This window comes from Ralstonia sp. 22111, assembly GCF_052045895.1.
GTDB classification, from domain to species: Bacteria; Pseudomonadota; Gammaproteobacteria; order Burkholderiales; family Burkholderiaceae; genus Ralstonia; species Ralstonia wenshanensis.
Genome location: NZ_JBQEPR010000005.1, coordinates 127,071 through 150,806, shown reverse-complemented (window position 1 = coordinate 150,806; position 23,736 = coordinate 127,071). Strand labels below are relative to the sequence as shown.

Annotated in this window: 19 protein-coding genes and 1 other RNA gene; 5 read left to right on the top strand and 15 right to left on the bottom strand. The window is 64.4% G+C overall.

Going from position 1 to position 23,736, the window contains the following annotated elements; genetic code table 11:
- Position 1: 1 nt before the first annotated feature.
- Together ACTJK4_RS14770 and surE are read right to left on the bottom strand one after the other, a co-directional pair.
- Positions 2 to 946 (bottom strand): protein-L-isoaspartate(D-aspartate) O-methyltransferase, encoded by a 945-nt coding sequence (locus ACTJK4_RS14770; protein WP_440818263.1) that lies wholly within the window; start codon positions 944 to 946, stop codon positions 2 to 4.
- Positions 947 to 961: 15 nt separating this feature from the next.
- Positions 962 to 1,717: a 5'/3'-nucleotidase SurE gene (surE, locus tag ACTJK4_RS14765; protein ID WP_232042502.1), complete on the bottom strand. Its 756-nt coding sequence runs from the start codon at positions 1,715 to 1,717 to the stop codon at positions 962 to 964.
- 211 nt (positions 1,718 to 1,928) lie between these two features.
- Here surE and ACTJK4_RS14760 point away from each other — a divergent pair, with 211 nt between their 5' ends.
- Positions 1,929 to 2,903, top strand: a complete 975-nt coding sequence (locus ACTJK4_RS14760) for an NADPH:quinone oxidoreductase family protein (protein ID WP_440818351.1) — start codon at positions 1,929 to 1,931, stop codon at positions 2,901 to 2,903.
- Positions 2,904 to 2,978: 75 nt separating this feature from the next.
- Here ACTJK4_RS14760 and ACTJK4_RS14755 read toward each other — a convergent pair whose 3' ends face one another.
- The 7 genes from ACTJK4_RS14755 to ACTJK4_RS14725 all read right to left on the bottom strand — a co-directional run bounded on the left by ACTJK4_RS14755 (position 2,979) and on the right by ACTJK4_RS14725 (position 9,876).
- On the bottom strand, positions 2,979 to 4,085 hold the full coding sequence (locus tag ACTJK4_RS14755; RefSeq protein WP_440818262.1) for an alkene reductase: 1,107 nt from the start codon (positions 4,083 to 4,085) through the stop codon (positions 2,979 to 2,981).
- 95 nt (positions 4,086 to 4,180) lie between these two features.
- Complete coding sequence (locus tag ACTJK4_RS14750; RefSeq protein ID WP_260802656.1) at positions 4,181 to 4,810, bottom strand: TetR/AcrR family transcriptional regulator; 630 nt, start codon at positions 4,808 to 4,810, stop codon at positions 4,181 to 4,183.
- A 91-nt stretch (positions 4,811 to 4,901) separates the two neighbouring features.
- Positions 4,902 to 5,693 carry an ABC transporter permease gene (locus ACTJK4_RS14745; protein ID WP_440818261.1) on the bottom strand — a complete coding sequence of 264 codons (792 nt, stop codon included), beginning with the start codon at positions 5,691 to 5,693 and terminating at the stop codon, positions 4,902 to 4,904.
- A 23-nt stretch (positions 5,694 to 5,716) separates the two neighbouring features.
- Entirely contained in the window at positions 5,717 to 6,529 is an 813-nt protein-coding gene (locus tag ACTJK4_RS14740) for an ABC transporter ATP-binding protein (protein ID WP_440818260.1), read from the bottom strand.
- A gap of 64 nt (positions 6,530 to 6,593) precedes the next feature.
- Entirely contained in the window at positions 6,594 to 7,643 is a 1,050-nt protein-coding gene (locus ACTJK4_RS14735) for an ABC transporter substrate-binding protein (RefSeq protein ID WP_440818259.1), read from the bottom strand.
- Between the two features lie 89 nt (positions 7,644 to 7,732).
- The gene (locus ACTJK4_RS14730) at positions 7,733 to 8,941 is read right to left on the bottom strand and encodes a CaiB/BaiF CoA transferase family protein (RefSeq protein WP_440818258.1); all 1,209 of its coding nucleotides are present in this window, start codon (positions 8,939 to 8,941) and stop codon (positions 7,733 to 7,735) included.
- A gap of 20 nt (positions 8,942 to 8,961) precedes the next feature.
- Positions 8,962 to 9,876, bottom strand: coding sequence for a LysR substrate-binding domain-containing protein (locus ACTJK4_RS14725; protein ID WP_232042495.1), 915 nt, complete (start codon positions 9,874 to 9,876; stop codon positions 8,962 to 8,964).
- 233 nt (positions 9,877 to 10,109) lie between these two features.
- On the opposite strand from ACTJK4_RS14725, the gene ACTJK4_RS14720 reads away from it, so the two are divergent.
- Positions 10,110 to 11,399 carry a carbohydrate porin gene (locus tag ACTJK4_RS14720; RefSeq protein WP_440818257.1) on the top strand — a complete coding sequence of 430 codons (1,290 nt, stop codon included), beginning with the start codon at positions 10,110 to 10,112 and terminating at the stop codon, positions 11,397 to 11,399.
- A gap of 17 nt (positions 11,400 to 11,416) precedes the next feature.
- Here the strand turns inward: ACTJK4_RS14720 and recR are convergent, their stop codons facing one another.
- From recR to ACTJK4_RS14700, 4 genes are all read right to left on the bottom strand, one after another.
- Positions 11,417 to 12,037 (bottom strand): recombination mediator RecR, encoded by a 621-nt coding sequence (gene recR / locus ACTJK4_RS14715; protein ID WP_232042493.1) that lies wholly within the window; start codon positions 12,035 to 12,037, stop codon positions 11,417 to 11,419.
- On the bottom strand, positions 12,037 to 12,336 hold the full coding sequence (locus ACTJK4_RS14710) for an antibiotic biosynthesis monooxygenase family protein (protein ID WP_232042492.1): 300 nt from the start codon (positions 12,334 to 12,336) through the stop codon (positions 12,037 to 12,039). The genes recR and ACTJK4_RS14710 overlap by 1 nt, the downstream gene beginning before the upstream one ends.
- Positions 12,337 to 12,359: 23 nt before the next feature.
- Positions 12,360 to 12,707 carry a YbaB/EbfC family nucleoid-associated protein gene (locus ACTJK4_RS14705; RefSeq protein WP_024975986.1) on the bottom strand — a complete coding sequence of 116 codons (348 nt, stop codon included), beginning with the start codon at positions 12,705 to 12,707 and terminating at the stop codon, positions 12,360 to 12,362.
- An 85-nt stretch (positions 12,708 to 12,792) separates the two neighbouring features.
- Entirely contained in the window at positions 12,793 to 14,988 is a 2,196-nt protein-coding gene (locus ACTJK4_RS14700; protein WP_440818256.1) for a DNA polymerase III subunit gamma/tau, read from the bottom strand.
- Between the two features lie 126 nt (positions 14,989 to 15,114).
- Here ACTJK4_RS14700 and ffs point away from each other — a divergent pair.
- Positions 15,115 to 15,213, top strand: an RNA gene (gene ffs / locus ACTJK4_RS14695) — signal recognition particle sRNA small type.
- Between the two features lie 54 nt (positions 15,214 to 15,267).
- Here the strand turns inward: ffs and ACTJK4_RS14690 are convergent.
- Together ACTJK4_RS14690 and ACTJK4_RS14685 are read right to left on the bottom strand one after the other, a co-directional pair.
- A complete protein-coding gene (locus ACTJK4_RS14690) occupies positions 15,268 to 18,789 on the bottom strand; it encodes a UvrD-helicase domain-containing protein (protein ID WP_440818255.1) in 3,522 nt (1,173 codons plus the stop codon).
- On the bottom strand, positions 18,786 to 21,629 hold the full coding sequence (locus tag ACTJK4_RS14685) for a PD-(D/E)XK nuclease family protein (RefSeq protein WP_440818254.1): 2,844 nt from the start codon (positions 21,627 to 21,629) through the stop codon (positions 18,786 to 18,788). Before ACTJK4_RS14685 ends, ACTJK4_RS14690 begins: the two co-directional genes overlap by 4 nt.
- Before the next feature lie 211 nt (positions 21,630 to 21,840).
- Between ACTJK4_RS14685 and trxA the strand changes: the two genes are divergently transcribed.
- Positions 21,841 to 22,167: a thioredoxin TrxA gene (gene trxA, locus ACTJK4_RS14680; protein ID WP_004626253.1), complete on the top strand. Its 327-nt coding sequence runs from the start codon at positions 21,841 to 21,843 to the stop codon at positions 22,165 to 22,167.
- A 189-nt stretch (positions 22,168 to 22,356) separates the two neighbouring features.
- Positions 22,357 to 23,619: a transcription termination factor Rho gene (gene rho / locus ACTJK4_RS14675; protein ID WP_004626250.1), complete on the top strand. Its 1,263-nt coding sequence runs from the start codon at positions 22,357 to 22,359 to the stop codon at positions 23,617 to 23,619.
- The last annotated feature ends 117 nt before the right edge of the window (positions 23,620 to 23,736 follow it).

The following is a 23,736-nucleotide window of genomic DNA, read 5'->3' as shown; positions in this document are numbered from 1 at the left end:
GCTAAACAGTTCCTGATTTTAACGGGACAAAGAAAACGCCTTCAAGCGCGGTACTGTGAAACTGGAAGCGACTGCGGCGCTCGATGAGAACGAGCTGCTGCGCGGGGCCGCTGTTGCGGTCGGTAGCCACGGGGGCGATCAGCCTGCCGCCGATTGTCAACTGGTCGAGCAGCGCCTGCGGCACCTCCAGCCCCGCCGCAGCCAGGATGATGGCGTCGAACGGCGCGGCCTTCGGCAGCCCCAGCATGCCGTCGCCATAGTGCAGACGGATGTTTGGCACGCGGAGTGGCCGCAAGTTCGCTTTGGCTTTTTCATGCAGCGGGCGAACGCGCTCGATCGAGTACACCTCGTCGGCGAGCTGTGCGAGAACGGCTGCCTGGTAGCCGCAGCCGGTACCAATTTCCAGCACGCGCGCCAGCGGCATGCCAGTGCGGCCGGGCCGCCCACTCAACAACAGCTCGATCATCCGTCCGACCACTGACGGCTTCGAGATCGTTTGCTGATGGCCGATCGGCAATGCGGAATCTTCGTACGCCTGCGAGGCAAGGCCGGCATCGACAAACAGATGACGCGGCACCGTGCCGATTGCAGCCAACACGCGCTTATCACTCACGCCTCCCGCCTGCACACGGCCAACCAGCGCCTGACGCGCACGATCCGATGCCATGCCACCGGCTGCCGCGTGCGCTGCAGCCGTGCGTGCCTGAACGGCGCTCGCGGCGACGGCACCGACTGCCGCATCGACACCCGCCACACGCTGTGGCGCAGGCGCCGGAGCGGATGCGGGCGACGCGCGCTCGACGGATGCCATGCGCACCGGCGTGGGGCACGACACTGCGCTCACCCCCGACGAGATGCGCGTTTCACGCTGACGTTCCACGGGCTTGCGCTCGACCACAGCATCGAGCGTCAACGGAAAGCGCCGGTCGCGCGGGCGTTCAGACATGAGCCACCAAGGCGATCATGGCGTCTGCCAGCGGCGCACAGTACGCAGTTGGGCCGTATCGGTCAGATCAAGCTGCAGCGGTGTCAGCGAGACGAAGCCATGCGCGACGGCATGGAAATCGGTGCCTTCGCTGGCGTCTTTCGCATCGCCGGCGGCACCGACCCAGAAGATCGGCTCGCCGCGCGGATTGGCTTGGCGGATCACCGGCTGCGATTGGTGCCGCTTGCCTAGACGCGTTGCGCGCCAGCCGCCAAGCTCGCCGTACGGCAGATTCGGGATATTGACGTTGAGCAGGACCGGGCCATCCGGCGGATCGGACAGATAGCGCTCGACAACCTCACGGGCGACGCGCTCGGCAGCGTCAAGGTGCGTCCAGCCTTTGTCGGCCTGCGAGAACGCAATCGACGGAATACCGAACAAATAACCTTCGATGGCAGCGGCGACGGTGCCGGAATACAGCACGTCTTCACCCATGTTCTGGCCCTGGTTGATGCCCGAGACGACCAGATCGGGCTTCTCTTCGATCATGCCGGTGAGCGCGATGTGCACGCAGTCCGTTGGCGTACCGTTGACGAAGCGAAAGCCCTTCTGGGCACCCTCGGTTGCTTCGAACACCGAAAGCGGCCGTTGCAGCGTGAGCGAGTTCGACGCGCCGCTGTGGTTCTGCTCCGGTGCGACCACCGTCACGCGGCCGAGAGGGCTCAGCGCACGATGCAGCGCCGCGAGCCCGGGCGCGAGGTATCCGTCGTCGTTGGCAATGAGAATATGCATGGCGCGGATTGTAACCGAGCAACGTTCGCGAATCGTGCTCGCGCACACGTTCTACACGCTTACAAAAAATGCATCGACAAGCCGCACGATTTATCGCCGCCGGCTAAATCGAACGACCGTGCTTTTATTCGGTTACACTGCCGGACGAGATCGCGTGCAATGCATGCGAGATGGCGAACAATCCAACGCAAGACTGTTGAGGAGACACATGATGAAAGCCGTCGTCTGCAAAACCTGGGGCCCGCCCGAATCGCTGGTGATCGAAACGCTGCCGGACCTCTCGCCGGGTGCCGGTGAAGTGGTCATCGACGTGAAGGCTGCGGGGGTGAATTTTCCTGACGTGCTGATCATCCAGAACAAATACCAGTTCAAGCCGGAGCTGCCGTTTACGCCCGGCTCGGAAGTCGCGGGCGTGGTCAATGCAGTAGGCGAAGGCGTGTCGCACCTCAATGCCGGCGACCACGTGATCGCGTTTCTTGGCCAGGGCGCGTTTGCTTCACAGGTCAAGGCGTCGGCCAAGGTGGTGATGCCAATGCCGCCTGGCATGGCATTCGACACCGCAGCCGCATTCACGCTTACATACGGCACGTCGCACCACGCGGTGGTCGATCGCGGGCAACTGAAGGCTGGCGAAACGATGCTGGTGCTCGGCGCGGCGGGCGGCGTCGGGCTGGCGGCCATTGAGATCGGCAAGGCAATTGGCGCACGCGTCATCGCGGCGGCGTCGAGCGACGAGAAGCTCGCGGTCTGCAAAGACCACGGCGCCGATGCGCTCATCAACTATTCGACCGAAGACCTGCGCGAGCGCATCAAGGAATTGACCGACGGCAAGGGCCCGGACGTGATCTATGACCCGGTCGGCGGAATCTATGCAGAACCGGCGTTCCGTTCGATCGCCTGGCGTGGCCGCTACCTCGTGGTTGGCTTTGCCAACGGCGAGATCCCGAAGATGCCGTTGAACCTGGCGCTGCTCAAAGGCGCGTCGCTGGTGGGCGTGTTCTGGGGCGAGTTTGCACGTCGGGAGCCGAAGGCGAATCTGGCGAACATGATGCAGATGCTCGGCTGGATGCAGGAAGGCAAGATTCGTCCGCACATCTCGGCGCGCTATCCGTTGGAGCAGACGACACAGGCGCTGCTCGACATGGCGGCGCGCAAGGTGACGGGCAAGGTGGTGATCCAGCCTTAAAAACGGGGGCGCCGGAGACAAAAAAGCCGCGCAGGTTGATCGCCTGCGCGGCTTTCTTTTTGACGCGACCGATTATCAGGCCGCTTCTTCCAACGTCGGGTAGTCGGTGTAGCCCTTTTCCTGGCCGCCGTAGAAGGTTGCGCGATCGGGCTTGTTAAGCGAGGCGCCGACACGGAAGCGCGCCACCAGATCGGGGTTGGCAATAAACGGACGACCGAACGCAACGGCATCCGCCAGACCGGAGGCAATCATCTGCTCGCCCTCTTCCGCCGTGTATTGGCCGCACACGATAAGCGTGCCCTTGAAGGCGTCGCGCAGTTGCCGGCGGAAATCGTCGGTCAGCTCGGGGCCGCCAGCCCAATCCGGCTCGGCGATGTGCAGATAGGCGATGCCACGCTTGGTCAGCTCGCGGGCCAAGTACAACGCGCTTTCTTCGGCTTGTGCGTCGGCAATGTCATGCGCGACGAAGTGCGGCGAGAGGCGGATGCCGACGCGGTCTGCGCCAATCTCGGCGATGGCGGTATCGACCACCTCGAGAATCAGTCGGGCGCGGTTTTCCAGGGAGCCGCCGTATTGGTCGGTGCGCTGATTGCTGTTGGTCGACAGGAATTGGTGCAGCAGGTAACCGTTGGCTGCGTGGATTTCGACGAAGTCGAAACCAGCGCGGCGTGCACGCAGCACAGCCTGACGATATTGCGCGATCACGCCAGGGATTTCTTCCGTGGCGAGCGCGCGCGGCTCGCTGGTCGGCACATTGGCGGGCGTGCCGTCGGGCTGCACGACAAAGCTCTGCGCGCCCTTGGCGACGATGGCCGACGGCGCGACAGGCGCCTGGCCGTTTTCCTGCAGCAACGTGTTGGAAATGCGGCCCACGTGCCAGAGCTGTTGCGAGATGCGGCCACCCTTGGCGTGCACGGCATCCACGACCGCCTTCCAACCGGCTTCCTGTTCGTCGGTGTACATACCCGGCGTCCAGGCGTAGCCCTGGCCCTGGCGGGAAATTTGCGTTGCTTCCGTGACGATCAGGCCGGCGGTTGCACGCTGGGCGTAGTAAATCACGTTCAGCTCGGTCGGCACGTCCCCAGGCTGACCGGCGCGCGAGCGCGTGAGCGGCGCCATCACGACACGATTGGCGAGGGTCGTACGGCCGGTCTGAATCGGGGACAGCAATTGTTGAGTCATATCAGCTCCTGAAAGAAAGACTATTCGACCGGTCATCTAGAACCGGAGTCAAAGAAAAAGCGAGGAACGTGCCTCGCCGGCAATGGCTTTTGCAATCAGTGTTTCGGCTTGGCCAGCAGAATTTCCGTTTGCGTCACACAGCTCTTGAACGCGGCGACATTGCGGTGCGCCTTGGCCAACAGCGCGCCGCCCATCCACATGGCGTACAGCCCTTCGGCCAACTGGCGCGCATCCTCCACAGGCGCTAACGAACCGTCGGTGACGCCCGCCTCGATTGCCGTGGCGATACGCTCGACCATGCGCGTCATTCCCGTCGACAACACTTTGCGCATCGGCTCCGACAAATCCGATACCTCCCCCGACAGCTTGACCGCCAGGCAGGTGACCTCGCATGCGCTGCGCTCGTGCAGATCGATCCAGGCCGTGAAATAGCGCAACAGCCGCTCGCGGGCGGTGATGCGCGTGTCGTTGAACAGGCTGACAACGCCTGCGTCGTAGTCTTGGAAATAGCGCTCCAGCATGGCGACGCCAAAGTCTTCCTTCGACCCGAAGTAGTAATAAAACGAGCCTTTGGGTACCTGCGCGCGGCCGAGGATTTCCGCCAAGCCGACAGCCGAGAAACCGCGCCCGAGGATCAGCTCGGCACCGGCGTCCAGAATGCGGTCGCGGGTGTCGTGCCGGGCTTCGGCGCCTTCAGCGGTGACGGGTTCGGGGTGCTTGCTCATGATGGATCGCATTGTAGTAGACCGACCGTCTAGCCGCATGACCCTGCCACGAGCAGGGTCGATGTGACGTTCGCGTCGTTAGCGCGCTCGCTCAGAGCTTCTCGGTCTCGCCGCTCTTCGGCTGCCAGCGCATCAGGCGTTTTTCCATCAAACCGACGAGCCAGTCGAGCACCAGCGCAAAGACCGTCAGCACGACGATGCCTGCAAACACGGTGTTGATGTCGAACGTCCCCTCGGCCTGGAGGATCAGGTAGCCAACACCGCGCGCGGAGCCGAGGTACTCCCCCACCACCGCGCCCACGAAGGCCAGGCCCACCGACGTATGCAGGGACGAGAACACCCAGCTCGTCGCGCTCGGCAGGTAGACAAAGCGCAGCAGTTGCCGCTGCGATGCGCCCAGCATGCGCGCATTGGCCAGCACGACCGGGCTCACTTCCTTCACGCCCTGATAGACGTTGAAGAAGACGATGAAGAACACCAGCGTCACCGCCAGCGCGACCTTTGACCAGATCCCCAGCCCGAACCACACGCCAAAGATTGGCGCCAGGATCACGCGCGGCATCGAGTTGGCAGCCTTGATGTACGGATCAAGCACCGCCGATGCGGCCGGGCTCAGCGCCAGCCACAGCCCCGCACCCAGGCCAGTGGCCGTGCCGATCGCAAATGCCAGCACCGTCTCGGCCAATGTCACGCCAAGGTGCTGATAGATATCGCCCTCAGTGACAAACCACGCCCAGATGCGCTGGGCAACGATGAGCGGTTCTCCGAAGAAGAACGCGACTTCCTGCGAGCGCGTGGCGAAGTGCCACACGCCCAACGTGACGACCAGCAGGCCAAGCTGCCAGGTGCGCAGCGCGAATAGAGAAAGCGGACGGTTAGCCATGGATGCAATCGATCAGATTCAGTTCAAGCCACGCGGCGGTGCTGCGCATAGCCCTTGAGCACTTCTTCGCGCAGCACATCCCAGATGCGCGAATGCAGGTCGACAAAGCCGGCCTGGTCGCGAATCTCGGCCACATCGCGCGGGCGCGGCAGGTTGATCGTGAATTCGCCGATCGGGTGCGTGCCGGGTCCGGCGGCCAGCACGACCACGCGGTCACTCATGGCAATCGCTTCGTCCAGATCGTGCGTGATGAACAGCACCGCCTTACGCTTGGCGGCCCAGAGATCGAGCACCTCGTTTTCCATCAGCTGGCGCGTCTGAATGTCGAGCGCGGAAAACGGCTCGTCCATAAGAATGATGTCTGGGTCGAGCACCAGCGTTTGCGCCAAGCTCACGCGCTTGCGCATGCCGCCGGAAAGCTGATGCGGATAACGGTCTTCAAACCCAGCCAAACCCACGCGCGCGAGCCAAGACATAGCGAGATCACGCGCTTCCTTGTCGGGCATGGCCCGAAACTGCAGCCCGGCTGTCACGTTGTCGAGCGCGCTGCGCCATGGCATCAACGCCTCTGCCTGAAACATGTAGCCGGCGCGACGATTGATGCCGACCAGCGGTTCGCCAAACACCCGGACCTGCCCGGAAGACGGCTGCAACAGGCCCGCCGCCAGATTCAGCAAGGTGGATTTGCCGCAGCCGGTCGGGCCCACCACGGAGACGAACTCCCCGGCCTGCACCTCCAGCGAGGTGTTTTGGACGGCGGTGTAACGCTGGCCCGGCGTGTCGGGTGAAATGAACGTACAGGTGATCTGATCAAACGAAAGCGCGGGATGAGACATGGTCTGCGGTCCAAAAGCAATACGCCCGGGCGGAGCCGGGCGCGTTGCTGAAAGCCTGTTGGAATTACTTGTACTTGGCGTTGGCCTTCTGCACGAAGGCATTGGTGAAGGTCTGGTCGAGCTTGATCTGCTTGCCCTTCACTTCCGCATCAAACTCCGACAGTGTGCGCAGTGCCGTGGCGGGGCCGTCGGTGGGCATCGTGCCATCCGGTGAGATGGCCTGGCGCACCTTGTCCCACGCTGCCAGATACAGCGCGCGATCGCCCAGCAGATAGGCTTCCGGCACCGTCTTGACGATGTCCGACGGGCCCGCCTTCTGCAGCCACTTGAGTGCGCGCACCATGGCGTTGGTCATCGCCTGCGTCGTGTTCGGATTCTTCTGGATGAACGCCGTGGATGCGTACAGGCAGCCGGCCGGCATGTTGCCGCCGAAGACCGCTTTGGTATCGGCCAGCGTACGGGTATCCGAGACGACGCGCACTTCGTTCTTCTGCGTGAGCATCGACATCACGGGGTCCAGGTTGGCCAGGGCGTCGATCTGGCCGGCACGCACGGCGGCAATCGCACCGCTGCTCGGGCCCACGCCGATGATCGACACTTCGTTCGGCTTGATGCCGGCGCGCGCCAGCACGTAGTTGACCATGATGTTGGTCGATGAACCCGGAGCCGTCACGCCGATCTTCTTGCCTTTCAAATCGGCAATCGACTTGTAGTTGGGCATCGTCTTGTTATTGACCGCCAGCACGATCTGCGGGGCACGCCCTTGCAACACGAACTCCTGGTACATCTGGCCCTTGGCCTGCAGCACCAGCGTGTGCTCATACGCGCCGCTCACCACGTCGGCGCTGCCGCCCACCACCGCCTGCAGCGCTTTCGCACCGCCGGCAAAGTCGACGATTTCAACGTCCAGGCCTTCGTCCTTGAAGTAGCCCAGGCGCTCGGCAATCGTCAGCGGCAAGTAGTAGAACAGCGCCTTGCCGCCCACTGCGATGGTGACCTTGCTCTTTTCAGGCTTGCCCTGTGCCAGAACGGTGGGGCTGGCAGCCACCAGGCTCGTCGCACACAGTGCTGCTCCCACCCATTTTGCCCAGCGCCCAATGACTCGTGTCCCCATGTCTGTCTCCCGTTTTGCGGCGTTCACTGCCTCGGCGGCGATATTACCGCAACGATTTGCAACACAACATGCGGGATCGTCCTAGCTGTTCAGCTTTTGGCTTCGGCAATGATGCCTTGCGAAGCCAGCGCGTCGATCTGCGCGTCGGTCAGGCCGTGGCCGCGCAGTACGTCCCGCGTGTGCTGGCCCAGACGCGGCGCGCTCGCCTGCACGGCGCCCGGCGTAGCGGAAAGCTTGGGCACCACGCCCGGCATCTCTACATCAATGCCGGACTGCGCGCGCACCGTCTCGATCACGCCGCGCGCCCGGTAGTGAGGGTCTGCGGCAATGTCGGCGACGGTGTAGATCGGGCCGCTGGGCACTTCGGCCGCATGCAGCGCGGCCAGTACATCGGCGATGGGCAGCGTGCCCGTCCAGGCGTTGATAGCGGCATCGATTTCTTCCGCCCGGGCGGCGCGGCCGTCGTTACGCGCCAAATCGGGATCGTCAGCCAGATCTTGCCGGCCCATCTGCTGCATCAGGCGGCGGAAGATGTTGTCGCCGTTGGCGGCAATCAGAACATACTCGCCGCCGGCGCACCGGTAGGCGTTCGATGGTGCGATGCCCGGGAGCGCCCCGCCCGCCGGCTGGCGGATTGCCCCGAACACCGAGTATTCGGGCAGCAGGCTCTCCGTCAGGTTGAACACGGATTCGTACAGCGCCACGTCGATCACCTGCCCCTTGCCGCCACGCGCATCGCGTTCGTACAAGGCCAGCAACACGCCTAGTGCACCATGCAGGCCGGCGATAGTATCGCCAAGCGACAGCCCCGCACGTGCAGGCGGCCGCCCCGGCTCACCGGTCAGATAGCGCAGGCCGGCCATGGCTTCAGCAATGGCGGCAAAGCCCGGCTCGTCGCGTTTGGGGCCCGTCTGGCCATAGCCGGACACGCGCAGCATGATCAGTTTCGGGTTGATGGCGGAAAGCGCCTCGTACGACAGCCCCCACTTTTCCAACGTGCCGGGGCGGAAATTCTCGATCAGGACATCGGCTTCGGCGGCCAGCTTGCGTACGACTTCCTGCCCCTCCGGCACACGCAGGTCCACACAAACAGACTGCTTGTTGCGCGACTGCGCTTCCCACCAGATTGACGTGCCCTCATGCAGCATCCGCCATTTGCGCAGCGGATCGCCCTGCCCCGGCGGCTCGATCTTGATGACCTGCGCGCCAAAGTCGGCGAGCGTCTTGGCTGCAAACGGCCCGGCAATCAGTTGCCCGAGTTCGAGCACGCGGATGTCCTGCAAAACCTGTGTCGGCATGGTTGTAGAAAACGTTGAATTTACAGTGCAGCGGGGTTGCCAAGCAGATGCGTCATCAGCAGGCGCGCAGAGCTGGTCAGGGCATCGGGGTCGCGCACGCCCACCAACAGGCGGCGATGCGCCCATTCGTCTTGCAGTGCCACCAGCGCCAGACCCGCACCCGGCAGGCTCGATACATGCCCTTGCGCGGCGATGCGGGGCAACACGCCCACGCCCAGACCGGAGGCCACCATGCGACAGACGGCTTCAAAGCTGCGCACCTGGATACGCAAACGCAGCGGCTTACCCAGGCGAACACTCTCGTCGACCAGTTGCGCGGCCAGCGACGTGCCCGGCGGCAGGCTGACGAAGTCGAAATCCACGGCATCAGCGAAATGGACGTGCTTGCGCCCGGCCAATGGATGCCCGCGCGGTGTCACCAACGCGAGATCGTCCTCGCGGTAATCGAACGATTGCAGCCCGTCGCAGGGTGTACCGGCCGCGAAGATGCCAAGGTCTGCCCGGTTCTCCCGCAGCGCGGCAACGATATCGCCGCTGTCCTGCTCTTCCAGCGCGATGCGGATGGCCGGATTGGCCAGCATGAAGGCGGCCAGGTCATCTGCCAGGAATTGCGTAATCGACGACGTGTTGGCCCACACGCGCACCAGCCCGCGGGTGCCCGCGGCAAAGTCCGACAGTGCGCCGGCCATACGCTCGACGTCCTGCAGGATGCCCACAGCATGGCGGAAGCACGCTTGGCCGGCCTCGGTCAGTTCCACGCCGGCGGCATGGCGATACAGCAACGGCGCGCCCACAGCCGCTTCCAGATCGGAAATCCGCTTGCTTGCCGCAGCCACGGCCAAGTGCGACTGGCGCGCCCCGGCCGAAATGCTGCCCAGCCGGGCCACCGCCACAAACAGGCCGAGGGTGACGAGATCGAAGCGGGCGAGATTCATTGTGGAAAGCTGAAGGTGGGAAATACACAACATCGGATGTGACATCGGGGCACGTTCCGTGCGTGTTTCATCCGACCGTCACCCGCCCACGTTTAACATGGCGGACTTTTGCCGTTCCCGGATCCGAAAAAGGGATTCTAACGGCGTTCTCCTTGCTTGCCGCCATGCCGCTTCCGTTCCGTCTTGCCCGCTTGACCGCCCTGTGCGCCCTATCCTTGAGCGCCGGGCATGCCTTGGCAGCCGAAAGCAGCACAGGCGACACCGCCAGTTGGACGATCAACGATCCAGACCGCTTTGCCGTGCATGGCCAGGCCACCTACGTGTGGCAGCACGACCTATCGTTCCACTCGCCGTACAGCGGGCCGAACAGCCTGTCGAGCAAGTCCACCACCAGCTATTCGGTCACGACGACGCTTGATCTGGGCATGCGCCTGTGGCAAGGCGCTGAAGTGCACTTCAATCCGGAAATGGCGTTCGGCCAGCCCTTCTCGGGTCTGCATGGCCTGGCCGGATTCACCAATGGTGAGTTGGCCAAAACCGCCGGGCCGAACCCGACGCTCTACCGCGCACGCGCCTTCTTCCGCCAGACGGTCGGCCTGGGTGGCGGCACTGAAGAGAGGGAAGCCGAGATGAACCAGTTTGCCGGCCAAGTCGACAAGCGTCGCCTTGTCTTCACAGCCGGCAATTTTTCGGTGCTGGACGTGTTCGACAGCGTGACCTACGCGCACGATCCGCGCACGCAATTCCTGAACTGGTCGTTCCTCACGCACGGCGCGTTCGACTACGCTGCTGATGCACGCGGCTACACCTGGGGTGCCGCCCTGGAGTATTACGACGGCGACTGGGCCTATCGCATCGGCCGCTTCATCCAGCCGGAAGAATCCAACGGCCTGCCGCTCGACACGCGCATCGGCCGCCACTACGGCGACGTGTTTGAAGTCGAGCGGAGCCACACGCTCGCGGGCCAGCCCGGCAAGCTGCGCGTGATGCTCTTCCGAAACAGGACCGACATGGCCCGCTACGACGATGCCCTCGCCCTCGGCCAGTCGACGGGCAGCGCGCCGGACATCAGCCTGGCGCGACGCGACAACTCCAAGGTCGGCGTCGGTATTGGCGGCGAACAGCAGATCAACGATGACATTGGCGTCTTCGCACGTGCATCCTGGGCGGACGGCAAGACGGAAACCTACGCCTTTACGGAGATCGATCGCTCCGTGTCGTTCGGCACGCTGGTCAAGGGCAGCAAGTGGGGCCGCTCGGATGACACGGTCGGGCTCGCGGCGGCGATCAACATGCTGTCGCCGGATCACCGTCGCTACCTGCAGCAAGGCGGCCTGGGCGTATTCCTGGGAGACGGCAAGCTGAACTATGCGCCCGAGCAGATCGTCGAGGCGTTCTATAGCTTCCAGGCGACCAAGCACCTGTGGATCAGTGCCGACGCGCAATGGATTCGCAATCCCGGCTACAACGCGGATCGGGGTCCTGCGGTGTTTTTCGGTACGCGCCTGCATACCGAATTCTGAGATTCAGGTGCGCCGGTTCAGAGCTGGCGCCGATCCAGCACCGCGCGGGCAATGGTGCCCGCGTCCACGTATTCCAGCTCACCGCCCACCGGCACACCACGCGCCAGACGCGTCGCCTTGATACCGCGCGCCTTCAACATCTCGCCAATGTAGTGGGCGGTCGCCTCACCCTCGCTGGTGAAGTTGGTGGCAAGGATGACCTCGGAGCAGGGCCCGCCCAGCGCAGGATCGATCGCGCGGGCCAGCAAGCGTTCGAGGTGGATCTCTTTCGGGCCGATGTTGTCGAGCGGCGAGAGCCGCCCCATCAGCACGAAGTATTGGCCCCGATAAGTCAGCGTCTGCTCGATCATCATCTGATCAGCCGGCGTTTCCACCACGCATAGCAGCGACGCATCGCGGCGCGTGTCCAGGCAGGTCTCGCAGATTTCCTGCTCGGTAAAGGTATTGCAGCGGCTGCAGTGCTGGATCGATTCCGTCGCCTCCGACAGCGCCTGCGCCAGTTGCGCGGCGCCCTCGCGGTCATGTTGCATGAGGTGATACGCCATCCGCTGGGCAGACTTGGGGCCCACGCCCGGCAGGACGCGCAAGGCTTCAACCAGCATCTGCAGCGCCGATGGCGTGCCTGGAGCGTTACGCATCACACGTGCTCCAGAACCGTCGTGTGGTGCAGCACTTCCGGCATCGGGTCATAGAAATGATGCAGCAGCGCGCGCCACCGCTGGTACTCGGGCGACTGACGAAAGCCGATGGTATGGTCTTCCAGCTTCTGCCACTGCACCAACAGCAGGTAATCGCTAGTCTTCTCCACGCAGCGCGACAGTGAAAGCGAAACGAAGCCCCGCATCGCACCGATGATGTGGCGAGCCTCGCCGAAGGCCGCCTCGAAGGCAGCTTCCTGGCCGGGCCTGACGTGCAGCAGCGCGGATTCCAGCACCATGGCGCGATCCTGATCAGCGTCGTTTAGAACGGCAGCTTGAAGCCGGGCGGCAGCATGCTCGCCATGCCGCCCAAACCGGAGGTGAGCGAGCCCATCTTCTCTTGCGCAGTGGCCTCGGCCTTGCGCACGGCGTCATTGAACGCAGCGGCGATGAGGTCTTCCAGCAGATCCTTGTCTTCGCCTTCGGCCAGCAGGCTCGGGTCGATCGACACACGCTTCACGTCGTTCTTGCAGGTCATCACCACCTTCACGAGGCCGGCACCGGACACGCCTTCCACCTCGATCAACGCAAGCTGCTCCTGCGCCTTCTTCATGTTTTCCTGCATCTGCTGGGCTTGCTTCATCAGCCCCGCGATCTGGCCTTTCATCATGGTCGTTGCTCCTTGAAATGGGTCGTGAAGGGCGCGCCGCTCAGGTTGGCGCGCCGGTATTCAATGTTCAGTCTTGGAATGCGATTCAGTGCGCGTGCGGTTGGATCGAACCGGGAACGACCTGCGCGGCAAAGTCACGAACCAGCGCCTGCACAAACGGGTTGGCGGCGATGGCGTCTTCGGCATTGCGTTGGCGCTCGGCGCGCTGTTCGGCATCGACAGCCGCCGCGGTGGCGCGTGCAGGCCCGATATCGCACGCCACGCGAACGGGCGTGCCGAAGTGTTCCGTCAGTGCTGCCTCCAGGCGCTCGACGACGTTGGCGTCAGTCAGCGGAGGCAACGGTACGCGCAGGCGCATCGTGACGCCTTCGACGGTAGCCAACTCGCTCTGGTAGGCCAGTTGCTGTGCCAGACCGCGGATCGGCAGGCTCGCTGCCAGTGCCGGCCAATTGCCGTCGAACGTGGTAAGACCGCTGGCGCTCAGATCAGGCGGCGTCGCTGCGGCTACCGGCTCCGGGGCGACCGCCTTAGCCGGCGCAGGCGCAGCTGCCGGCGCTTCGATCGGTGCAGGACGACGTGCCGCCGGCTCAGACGCTCCGGGGCGCACGTTGGAAGCGGAATCCCAGCCGGCAAACGCGGCGTCCATCTCTTCAAGCGACGGCGAAGCAAACTCGCCCGGCATTTCATCCCAGGGCGGCGGGCCGTCATCGGTGGGCGCGGCAACTGCAACCGGCTTTTCACGGCGCTGCGGTGCGGATGCCGGCGCAGCAGCCGGATTCGGACGTGGACCTGCAGCGGATGCAGAGGCAGGCGCGACAGGCGCGGGCGCCGCTACCGGCGTAGCAACAGGTGCAGAAGCTCCGCCGCGGCCACGACTCGACGCCTGGCGCGCGGCGGCCAAGGCTTCCATCGCCGGCGAGCGACGCGCTGGCGCCGCAGCCGGCGTCGGCACGGCCGCTGCAACGGCCGCTGGGGCCGTCGGAGTCGCTTGATAAGTCGCACGCGGCGCCTCGACCACCTGCTCCGGACGCACCGCCACCGGCGCAACCTCAGCATGCGGTGCCGCCACGGGCGCAATCGCCGGGGCCGCAGAGCGCGTCGATGCGGTCGGGGTTGCTGCCAGCGGCATCGCCCGCTTCCCGCCACCACCGCCCGAAGGCGGCGGCGCGTCCCCACCCGACTGTCCGGGCTGGAACGCCAGCATGCGCAGCAGCGTCATCGTGAAGCCGGCGTATTCATCCGGCGCAAGCGCCAGTTCGTTCCGGCCCAGGTTGGCAAACTGGTAGAACAGTTGCACCGACTGCGCATCGAAGCGCTCGGCAAGGCGGCGCACATCGTCGGCCTCGGGCCAGTCGTCCTGCACGGCAACAGGCACGACCTGCGCCAGCGCAATCTTCTGCAACAGGGATGCAAGATCCTGCAGCGCGCCCGAGAAGCTCAGACTGCGCCCGGCCATCTCGTCAGCGATCTCGACAAGCGCCGCGCCATTCTCATCGGCCAGCGCATCGAGCAAACGCACGAGGTAACTCTGGTCGATCGCACCAAGCATGCCGCGCACGGCAGCTTCACTCACCTCGCCAGCGCTGTACGCAATGGCCTGGTCGGTGAGCGACAGCGCATCGCGCATCGAACCCTGGGCAGCGGCCGCCAGCAGACGCAACGCATTCGGCTCGTGGGCGATGCCCTCTTCGCCAAGGATGCGGTCCAGGTGAGACACGATGTGCCCCGGCGGCATCTGCTTGAGGTTGAACTGCAGGCAGCGCGACAGCACCGTCACCGGAATCTTCTGCGGATCGGTGGTCGCGAGGATGAACTTGACGTGCTCGGGCGGCTCTTCCAGCGTCTTCAGCATCGCGTTGAAGGCGTGGTTGGTCAGCATGTGCACTTCGTCGATCATGTAGACCTTGAAGCGGCCGCTGGTTGGCGCGTAGACCGCGCGGTCCAGCAACTGCGCCATCTCGTCGACGCCGCGGTTGGAGGCGGCATCCATCTCGATGTAATCGACAAAGCGCCCGGCATCGATCTCGGTACAGGCGCGGCACACGCCGCACGGCTGCGCGGTGATGCCGCCCTGCCCGTCTGCGCCGACGCAATTGAGCGATTTGGCAAGGATGCGCGACAGCGTCGTCTTGCCGACACCGCGCGTACCCGTGAACAGGTATGCGTGGTGCAGGCGCTGCTGTTCGAGCGCATGCGTGAGCGCTTTCACCACGTGTTCCTGACCGACCAGCGTGGTGAAATCGCGAGGGCGCCACTTGCGGGCGAGCACTTGATAACTCATGCGGCGGATTGTAGCAAAGCGAGGTGGATTTCCGACGCGGCTTCGGAGGGGTCAACCGCCATGCGCGCCGAGCGAATTGCAAGGATATTCAGGTGGGGACGTGGGAGTCGGTTACAATGCCGGTCGGACGGGCCTCCTCGCATGGTGGCGCGGTCAACCTGGTCAGGTCGGGAACGAAGCAGCCACAGCCGTTTTCCGCCAGTGCCGAGGGTCAGGCTCGTCCCCCTTCTCTTTTGCCCGTCCGCATCACCCTCCCCTTTTCTGTTTGTGCCGCCCGCGTCAGAACAACGCGCCTTGGCTGTCGTCGTGTGACGTCTGCACCGGCTTGGGCAACGCGTCCAGGTCGATCCACTCCCCCTGCGCGGTCGCCACGCCTGCGCGCACGGTGCGCCCCGGATACATCGGCGCGACGGCGGCCACATAGCCGCGCAACTGATCCGCATAGGCGGCACGTTCAACGGGCAGCAAGCGCAGTTTGTAGTCGACCACGAGGATGTCGTCGCCGCGTTCGATCAGGCGATCGATGCGCAACAGCGCGCCGTCTGGGCCGAAGAGTTCGATCTCGTTATGTGCGGCATCGAAGCGCGCGGGGTCGAAAACGTGCGCCAGCGCCTCGGCTGAAAGCATCCGGCGCACGGCATCGGCGGCGCGCGTGGCGTCGGTTTGCGTGACGCCGGTGGCACCGAACCAGCGCGCGATTGTCTCTGCGTCGGGCGCCTGTTCAGGCAAGCCACGGCGCGTCAGGCGCTCGAGCACGGCATGCAGCAGTTCGCCCTGTGCGACGGCGCCTTGGTCAAAGACGACATCGGCAGGCCCCTCTGCGGATGCGCCGGCCGCTCCGACACGCACCGTCACCGTAAGCGGCGCGCGGAAGTCGTGGTAAGAGACCGCCTCCGCCCCTGCCGCATTGCCCGCCGAATCTGCTAGGCCATCTAGCATCGGCGCAGGTGACGCCACGCCTGCCGTGGCGAGCAGCGTGTACCAGCTCGCCGTGCCGTCCACCTCGGGCGCATCACCTTCATCGACTGATTGGGCCGCTGCGACATCGCGCTTGTTCGCCACACCGGAAACGATGAGCGCTTGCCGCGCACGGGTCATCGCCACGTAGAGCAGGTTCCAGTTCTCGCGCTCGGCAAGCTCATTTTCTTGCTTGAAGAGAGACTCGCGCGCGAGGCCGCGCTCTGACGTTTTGCCGAACGCAGAAAAATGCACAGGCGCCTGCGCCCCGGGCGGCCAATCAATCAAGATGCCGGCCGTATCGACACGCGCGTCGCTGTGGTGGCTGTCGAGCAGCACGACGAACGGCGCCTCGAGCCCCTTGGAGGCATGTACGGTCAGGATCTGTACGGCGTCAAGGCCTTCGCTGGCAACTTCGGCATCAATGGCGTCCGGCGCTTCCGTGTCGCCCTGCATGCCTTCGTCAGGGCTTTCGTCCTCGTCGCCCTGGCGGATGGCGCGCAGTTCGGCCATGAACTTCGGCAGGCTCGGATAGCGGCCGCCATCCAGATCGAGCGCGAGCTTCAAAAACGCATCCAGGTTGGCAAGCACCTGATCGCGGTTTGCGGCCGGTGCGCGCTCTGCATAGCGGCGCTTGAGTTCGCCCGTGTAGACGATGTGATCGAGCAGATCGTGCACGGGCAGCGTGGGCGCCACTGCCAGCCAGCGCGACAGCATGCGATGCGCGTGACGCAAGGTGTCCGCCGCATCAGCCTGGGCGGCCAGCGCGGCCAGGCGCTCCCACCACGTCAATGCGACCGTGCTTTCGCCAAACTCCGCCAGCGCGATGAGGTCCTTGTCGGTGGCGGCGAAGACCGGGCTGCGCAGCACATGGGCGAGCGACAAATCGGCTTGCGGCGTCATCAGGAAATCAAGCAGCGCGCACAGATCAAGCGCTTCGAGTGTCGCCAGCAGACCGCCACGGCGCGGGCTCAGATATGGCACGCCGGCGTCGCGCAGCGCGCGTTCGTAATCGGCGAGATAGCGTTTGCGGCGGACGAGCAGCTGGAAATCGCTCCACCGCACGGGGCGCTCGACGCCACCTTCGCGAATGCGCTCGTTAGCGTGCAATGCGCGCAGGCAAGCGGCCACTTGGCGGCCCTCTTCATAGCGCTGCGAATCGCCGGCCTCCTCACGCGGCTCGGTGAGCGTATCGCGGGGGGCGGCTTCGTCAGCCTGTTCGGCTTCGGACACGGGCACCAGTGGCAATAGCAGCGCCTGCCCGATGGGTGCGTCCACGGCAGTGCTTTGCTCGGCGTAGATGGGATAGTCGCCGCGCGCCCGCGCTTGCAGGAACACGGCATTGACCCACTCCAGCACGGCCGGCGCATTGCGACGCGTGCGGTTGGTGCGCAGCACGGTCGCGTTGAATTCGGCGACGAGCATTTCACGCGCAGCATCGAACAATCGCGCATCCGCGCGGCGGAAACGGTAGATCGATTGCTTTGGATCGCCCACCAGAAACACGCTCGGCTGCGTGCCGGTGCCGGCATAACCGGCCAGCCAGCCCTGCAGGATGCACCACTGCATCGGGTTCGTATCCTGAAACTCGTCGAGCAGCAGATGTTTGTAGCGCGCGTCGAGCCGCACCTGGAGGTAGGCGGCGGTATCGTCTTGCTGCATCAGGCGCGCGGCTTCCCATTCGAGATCGGTGAAGTCCATCGCGCGCGCCTGGCGCTTGTAGGCCTGATAGCGTTCGATGAGTGCGTCGCCCAGCGCAAACAATGCTGCGTTGACGGCGCGCACGCGGGCTTCCTGGCGGCGGGCCTGGATGGCGGTCAGCGCTTCGCAGAGCGTGGTGTGCAAGGTCACCAGCGTTTGTGCGTGCTCGTCGCCAACGGCTTTGATGAGCGCCTTGGTCGGCTTGCACGCGCGCGCCTTGCCGGCTTGCGTATGGAAGGCGGCGAAGAGCGCATCAAATGCTTGCGCACGAGCGGCCTCATCCGACACATCGGTTCCGCGCGCTGCGGTGACCGCCGATTCGATGGTGACCGCGCGCTTGCCCTCGGCCGCACCGCCCTGCCCGAGCCAGCCTGACACGCGCAGCATGTCGGCCAACAGCGCCGCATCCTGCAGCGCTTCGATCAACGGATCGACCGTCGCATCGTCGCCAAGCAGTCCGTCCAATGCATCCAGCGGACGCCCCGCCGCCTGGGCCTTGTACGCCCACCAATCGCTGCGCTGGTGGAACATTGCATCGAGCAGGCGACCCGCCTGGAAATCGCCGACCAGATCGGCAAGCGCTTCATACGCGGCGCGCAAGTCAGCGTGATCGTCGGCCAGCAAGCCGCGCCAGAAAGGCGCCCAAGCCTCACGCCGCAGCCGCCCGGCATCTTCACGCAACGATGCGCCCTGCTGCACGCCAGACGACAACGGCGCCCCGCGCAGCAGCGAACCGAACCAGCCGTGGAACGTGTCGATCGCCATGCGCGACGGCGATTCCAGCACGCGGGCATACAACCCACGCGCGGTTTCAATCAGCGCCGGCGCATCGCGCTCATCCACCGTGCGCGCGATCAGCTCGCGCACGACGCCTTCATCGTCAGCGCTGGCCAGTTGCGCGAGGATGTCGAGCAAACGCTGGCGCATCTCTTCGGCCGCCTTGCGCGTGAACGTGATGGCGAGAATGTCCGATGGTGCCGCACCCGCCAGCAGCAGGCGCAGCATGCGCGTGACCAGCAACCACGTCTTGCCGCTGCCCGCGCACGCTTCAACCACAACGGAGCCCTGCGGGTCACACGCGGCGCGCGAGAAGGCCTCGGGCGAGACCGCTGCGCCATCGCGTTCGTAAGCGTGATCGCTCATGCCGTGCCCTCCGGCTCACGCGGTGCGCCGTCTGTCCAATACCCCTTGCGGCACAGGCCACGCGCCGCGCAGTAGCGGCACGCCGATTCATCACCGAAGGCCGGCAGCGGCGCACCGGCTGCAAGGGCCGTCATGTCCTTTTGCATCTGTTCGATCAACCAGTCGACGACTTGCGTGAAGTCGGGCAACGCAACGTCGCGCTTGTCCCCGCGCGCCTCTCCGTCGAGCGAAACCCAGCCGCCCGAGTCTGCGCGCGCATCGAGCACGCCGTAAAACGGCAGTTGGCAATCCTCAAACGGCGACTTGGCGCGACGCACCAGCACCATTTGCGATTGCGTCTTGTAATCGAGCACCGCCACGCCGTGTTCGGCGTGCACGTCAATGCGATCGATACGGCCGCGCAAGCGCAGCGGGCGCTCGTCCGGCAACGTGATGGACGTATCGGCATCGACCTCGCCCGCCTCAAAGCGCCAGCCGTCAGCCTCGCGCGCGGCCTGCCACGCCAGGTACGACGGCATCACCCCGAGCCAGCGCCGATAGAAACGCAGCGCGTTGCCATCCTCGGCCAACAGCGGGCCGAACAGTTCATCGGTGATGCTTAGCAGCAAGCCCTGACGATCCGCCGGATCGTGCATTGGCACTTCCAGCAACTGCCGGTGAAAACGATGCAGGATCGCGTGCAGGATCTCGCCAATGTCGCGCTTCTCCAGCTCGTCGGACACCTCTTCCAGCTCGCCCAGACGAAGCATGCGACCGACGAAAAACTGGTATGGGCAACGGCGCAGGCTGTTGTAAGCGGCCGCACTCAGCGTGGACGGCACCAGAGACGGAGCGGCGGGCGCGGGCATGTCGGTGGGCTGGCTCGTGGTCTGCAGACTGGGCAACGTGACCGACGTATCGATACGAACGCCGCTCACCGCCAGCCGGCGCTGCAAGCGTTCGAGCCAGCCCGAAAGGCGATGCGGCTCGCCGCGTCCGCCATGGCGTTGCCAGGTCAACACCACCTCGGGCTGGTTGAGCAGCACTTCGGCCAGGTCGCGCGCCTGCTGCGCAAAGCGCTGGGCCCGGTCGGGCAAACCGAGTTCGCGTCGCACGTCGTTGGAGAAGAACAGCCACTCCGGCTGCGCCGACGGCAATTGCGCATCGTCACAACCCACCACCACGACGCCATCGAAGCGCCGCATGCGCGCGCCGTTCAGCGGCAGGATGACAACACGCCGATCCGCAGGGGGTGAAGGCTCGCTGAAGACCGCAGATTCGAGCAGCATCGACAGCAACGCACGCCACTCGGTGAGCGAGAACCGCGCGCCCGCATCGGTGCTGCCATGTATGGAAGTACGCAGGCGGTCAATCCAGTCCAGCAACTGGCGGCCTGCATCGTCGTTCTGCAAACCGGTGCGCATATGCAGACGATCGAGCGTGCCTGCCAGCAGCGTTACCCATGCGCCGAGCGTGGCGCTGCCGGCGCGGCGCCACAGGGCCGCCTCGTCAGCCAGCACGCCGAGGCGATCGGCCAGGCGGCTGACCTTCGCTTCGCCATCGGCTTCATTGGTGGAGCGATCGGCCACCAGTCGGCGCAACCGCCCCCAGCCACCCGAAACGTTATGCCGGCGCACCCGACGCTCCAGTTCCGCAACCCATGCGGGCGTGGCAACACCTGCATCGGCATCGCGCAAACAGAACGGACTTTTGATGAAATCGAGCAGCGCAGCGGTATCGCCATCGCCCTGCACCACGTCGACCCAGCGCATGAGCGCCGCAGCGGCGCGCGTCGTGGAAAGCTTCCAGCCGGTCTCGTCGCGCACCGGCACGTTCACCCGGGCCAGCAACGCGCGAACACGCCGCGCGACGATGCGATCCTGCGCCACCAACGCCAGCGAGCGGCGTCCGGCGTTCAACCAGTCGACCAGCGTATGCGCGGCGAAGGCCGCCTCGTCCTCAAAGCGGGCGGCACCCGCAATGCGCAGGATTGGCGCCGGAATCTGCGCGTCGCCAGCATCGTCCGCCGCCTGGGCGGGCGTGACGCATTCGGGCCAAGCATGCAGCAGCAGATCGCGGAAATCCGCGTGTGTGGCGGGCGCCGCAGACGCGCCGGCTTCAGGGGCATTCCAGTCGTAGCCGATGTTGAGCACAGGCACGCGCTCGGCGGCGCGCTGCAGGAAATCCAGATCAACTGCCTCGGGATCGGTCGGGCTCATCCACACGATCGGCCCGTCCAGTTCGTCCAGCAGGCGCCGCATGGCCCGCAGGCGCATTGGAATCGGGTCCGCCGCGCCCGAAAGCAACCGCCAGAACGTCAGCACGATGCGCGATTCGGTACCGAGGAAACGCTCGGACAATTGTGCGTAGGTACGCTCCAACGCCTCCGCCAATGCCGACTCCAGCTCGTCGGAACGCCCATCGGCGCCACTGTGCGCGGCATCCAGCGTCAGCCAACGTTGAGACAACTCATCCGACACCGTCACAAGCACCTGCGCCACGCCCCACAGGGCGGCATCGTCCTGTGCGCCAAGCGCTTCACGCAGCCATGCCTGCGTCTTGAGGGCCTGCTGCACGGCGAGCAGTCGCGACAGCGGCGTGCGCGCAACCGGCACACCCGCTTCGGGTGGCAAATCGAGCAGCCAGTGCCCCAGCGTCAGAATGCGAGGGAGCAAGCGCGGCGTGCCGGCTGCTTGCGCACTGGCGTGCAGGGCACTGCGCACCCCAGGAATCTGCGCGGCTGTCGGCACAACAACCGTGGCGGCACGCGAGGATTGGGCATGCACATCCAGAAAGCGCCATGCAGCGTCGGCGGCATGGGAAAGGAATGCTGGGCCAGGCGCGAAGGCAAGCGTCTGCATGCGAGGGAATATGGCGATATACCGGGAAACGTGCGGCTATCGGCCTGATAGCCACAATCAACGATTGAATCGGTTGAAAATGAGGGCGTCGGTACTATATCAGCAGCATCCGCGCCGACAGTGGTCTCAATACACGCCGGTTCGTGTAATCGTGTAATGTATGGGTTCGGCGCACGTCGCCAGCTATTACGAAATAACAGAGGTTCCCGCCATGAGCGAACAGATCAAGTATGTGAGCGACGCGTCCTTCGAGGCAGACGTGCTCAAGTCCGACAAACCCGTGCTGGTCGATTTCTGGGCCGAATGGTGCGGCCCCTGCAAAATGATCGCCCCGATCCTGGACGAAGTTTCCAAGGACTACGGCGAGAAGGTGCAGATCGCCAAGATCAACGTCGATGAAAACCAAGGCGTGCCGGCCAAGTTCGGCATTCGCGGCATCCCGACGCTGATTCTGTTCAAGAATGGCGCTGTGGCGGCGCAAAAGGTGGGCGCACTGTCCAAGTCGCAGCTGACCGCATTCCTGGACAGCCACCTGTAAGCCCTTTTTCGGCTGCGGGCGACCCTTCGCGTTGCCCCTCGCCCACGCTGGCGCACTTCCGCCTGGAAGCTCGCCAGCGTTGTGCTAAGATTGCAGCCAATCTGTTTCTCCGAGCGTTCGCTCGACCTTTCCCCCTCCCCCCGTTTCTCGTTTCGCCGCCCGTTCGGGCCCTTCCCTCATCTTTCGTCTATGCATCTGACAGAACTGAAATCCTTGCACGTGTCCCAATTGCTGGAAATGGCGGGGCAGCTGGAGATCGATAACGCCCAACGCATGCGCAAACAGGAGTTGATGTTTGCCATCCTGAAAAAGAAGGCGAAACAGGGGGAAACGATTTTCGGTGACGGCACGCTTGAAGTGCTGCCCGATGGCTTCGGTTTTCTGCGCTCGCCGGAAACCTCGTATCTGGCCAGCACCGACGACATCTATATCAGCCCGTCGCAGATCCGCCGATTCAATCTGCACACCGGTGACACGATCGAAGGTGAAGTCCGCACGCCCAAGGATGGCGAGCGCTACTTCGCGCTGGTGAAGGTCGACAAGGTCAACACGCAGCCTCCTGAGGCGGTCAAGAACCGCATCATGTTCGAGAACCTGACGCCGCTGCACCCGAACAAGCCGCTCACGCTCGAACGCGATATCAAGGCCGAAGAAAACATCACCGGCCGCATCATCGACATGATTGCCCCGATCGGCCGCGGCCAACGCGCGCTGCTGGTGGCAAGCCCGAAGTCCGGCAAGACCGTGATGCTGCAGCACATTGCGCACGCCATCGCGACCAACCATCCGGAAGCCGAGTTGTTCGTGCTGCTGATCGACGAGCGCCCGGAAGAAGTGACCGAAATGCAGCGTACCGTGCGCGGCGAAGTGGTGGCCTCGACGTTTGACGAGCCGGCCGTTCGTCACGTGCAAGTGGCCGAAATGGTCATCGAAAAGGCCAAGCGCCTGGTCGAACTGAAGAAGGACGTGGTAATCGTGCTGGACTCGATCACGCGTCTGGCCCGCGCCTACAACACCGTGGTGCCGACCTCGGGCAAGGTGCTGACCGGCGGTGTCGACGCCAACGCGCTGCAGCGTCCGAAGCGTTTCTTCGGTGCGGCACGTAACCTGGAAGAAGGTGGTTCGCTCACCATCATCGGCACGGCGCTGATCGAAACCGGCAGCCGCATGGATGACGTGATCTACGAAGAATTCAAGGGCACCGGCAACATGGAAGTGCACCTGGAACGCCGCTTGGCCGAGAAGCGCGTCTACCCCGCCATCAATTTGAACAAGTCGGGCACGCGCCGCGAAGAGCTGCTGATCAAACCGGACATTCTGCAGAAGGTGTGGATTCTGCGTAAGTTCATCCACGACATGGATGAGGTCGAGGCGATGGAATTCCTGCTCGACAAACTCAAGACGACAAAGAACAACGCCGAGTTCTTCGACATGATGCGACGCGGCGGCTGAATCTCCTGTCTGCATAGCGAAAAGCGCACCCATTGTGGTGCGCTTTTTTATTGCTGCGTCAACCGCCTGTTTTTCCAGCGGATTTCCTCGTCATAGCTGTGAAATTCGCTAGTTCGT

What these genes read in the sequence shown, in the direction of transcription:
- ACTJK4_RS14690 (WP_440818255.1), bottom strand. Translation starts at nt 18,789, where the DNA reads ATGAGCGATCACGCTTACGAACGCGATGGCGCAGCGGTCTCGCCCGAG.
- ACTJK4_RS14710 (WP_232042492.1), bottom strand. Translation starts at nt 12,336, where the DNA reads ATGGTGCTGGAATCCGCGCTGCTGCACGTCAGGCCCGGCCAGGAAGCT.
- ACTJK4_RS14750 (WP_260802656.1), bottom strand. Translation starts at nt 4,810, where the DNA reads ATGAGCAAGCACCCCGAACCCGTCACCGCTGAAGGCGCCGAAGCCCGG.
- recR (WP_232042493.1), bottom strand. Translation starts at nt 12,037, where the DNA reads ATGCGTAACGCTCCAGGCACGCCATCGGCGCTGCAGATGCTGGTTGAA.
- ACTJK4_RS14725 (WP_232042495.1), bottom strand. Translation starts at nt 9,876, where the DNA reads ATGAATCTCGCCCGCTTCGATCTCGTCACCCTCGGCCTGTTTGTGGCG.
- ACTJK4_RS14770 (WP_440818263.1), bottom strand. Translation starts at nt 946, where the DNA reads ATGTCTGAACGCCCGCGCGACCGGCGCTTTCCGTTGACGCTCGATGCT.
- ACTJK4_RS14760 (WP_440818351.1), top strand. Translation starts at nt 1,929, where the DNA reads ATGAAAGCCGTCGTCTGCAAAACCTGGGGCCCGCCCGAATCGCTGGTG.
- ACTJK4_RS14735 (WP_440818259.1), bottom strand. Translation starts at nt 7,643, where the DNA reads ATGGGGACACGAGTCATTGGGCGCTGGGCAAAATGGGTGGGAGCAGCA.
- ACTJK4_RS14745 (WP_440818261.1), bottom strand. Translation starts at nt 5,693, where the DNA reads ATGGCTAACCGTCCGCTTTCTCTATTCGCGCTGCGCACCTGGCAGCTT.
- ACTJK4_RS14755 (WP_440818262.1), bottom strand. Translation starts at nt 4,085, where the DNA reads ATGACTCAACAATTGCTGTCCCCGATTCAGACCGGCCGTACGACCCTC.
- ACTJK4_RS14705 (WP_024975986.1), bottom strand. Translation starts at nt 12,707, where the DNA reads ATGATGAAAGGCCAGATCGCGGGGCTGATGAAGCAAGCCCAGCAGATG.
- ACTJK4_RS14685 (WP_440818254.1), bottom strand. Translation starts at nt 21,629, where the DNA reads ATGCAGACGCTTGCCTTCGCGCCTGGCCCAGCATTCCTTTCCCATGCC.
- surE (WP_232042502.1), bottom strand. Translation starts at nt 1,717, where the DNA reads ATGCATATTCTCATTGCCAACGACGACGGATACCTCGCGCCCGGGCTC.
- rho (WP_004626250.1), top strand. Translation starts at nt 22,357, where the DNA reads ATGCATCTGACAGAACTGAAATCCTTGCACGTGTCCCAATTGCTGGAA.
- ACTJK4_RS14740 (WP_440818260.1), bottom strand. Translation starts at nt 6,529, where the DNA reads ATGTCTCATCCCGCGCTTTCGTTTGATCAGATCACCTGTACGTTCATT.
- ACTJK4_RS14700 (WP_440818256.1), bottom strand. Translation starts at nt 14,988, where the DNA reads ATGAGTTATCAAGTGCTCGCCCGCAAGTGGCGCCCTCGCGATTTCACC.
- trxA (WP_004626253.1), top strand. Translation starts at nt 21,841, where the DNA reads ATGAGCGAACAGATCAAGTATGTGAGCGACGCGTCCTTCGAGGCAGAC.
- ACTJK4_RS14730 (WP_440818258.1), bottom strand. Translation starts at nt 8,941, where the DNA reads ATGCCGACACAGGTTTTGCAGGACATCCGCGTGCTCGAACTCGGGCAA.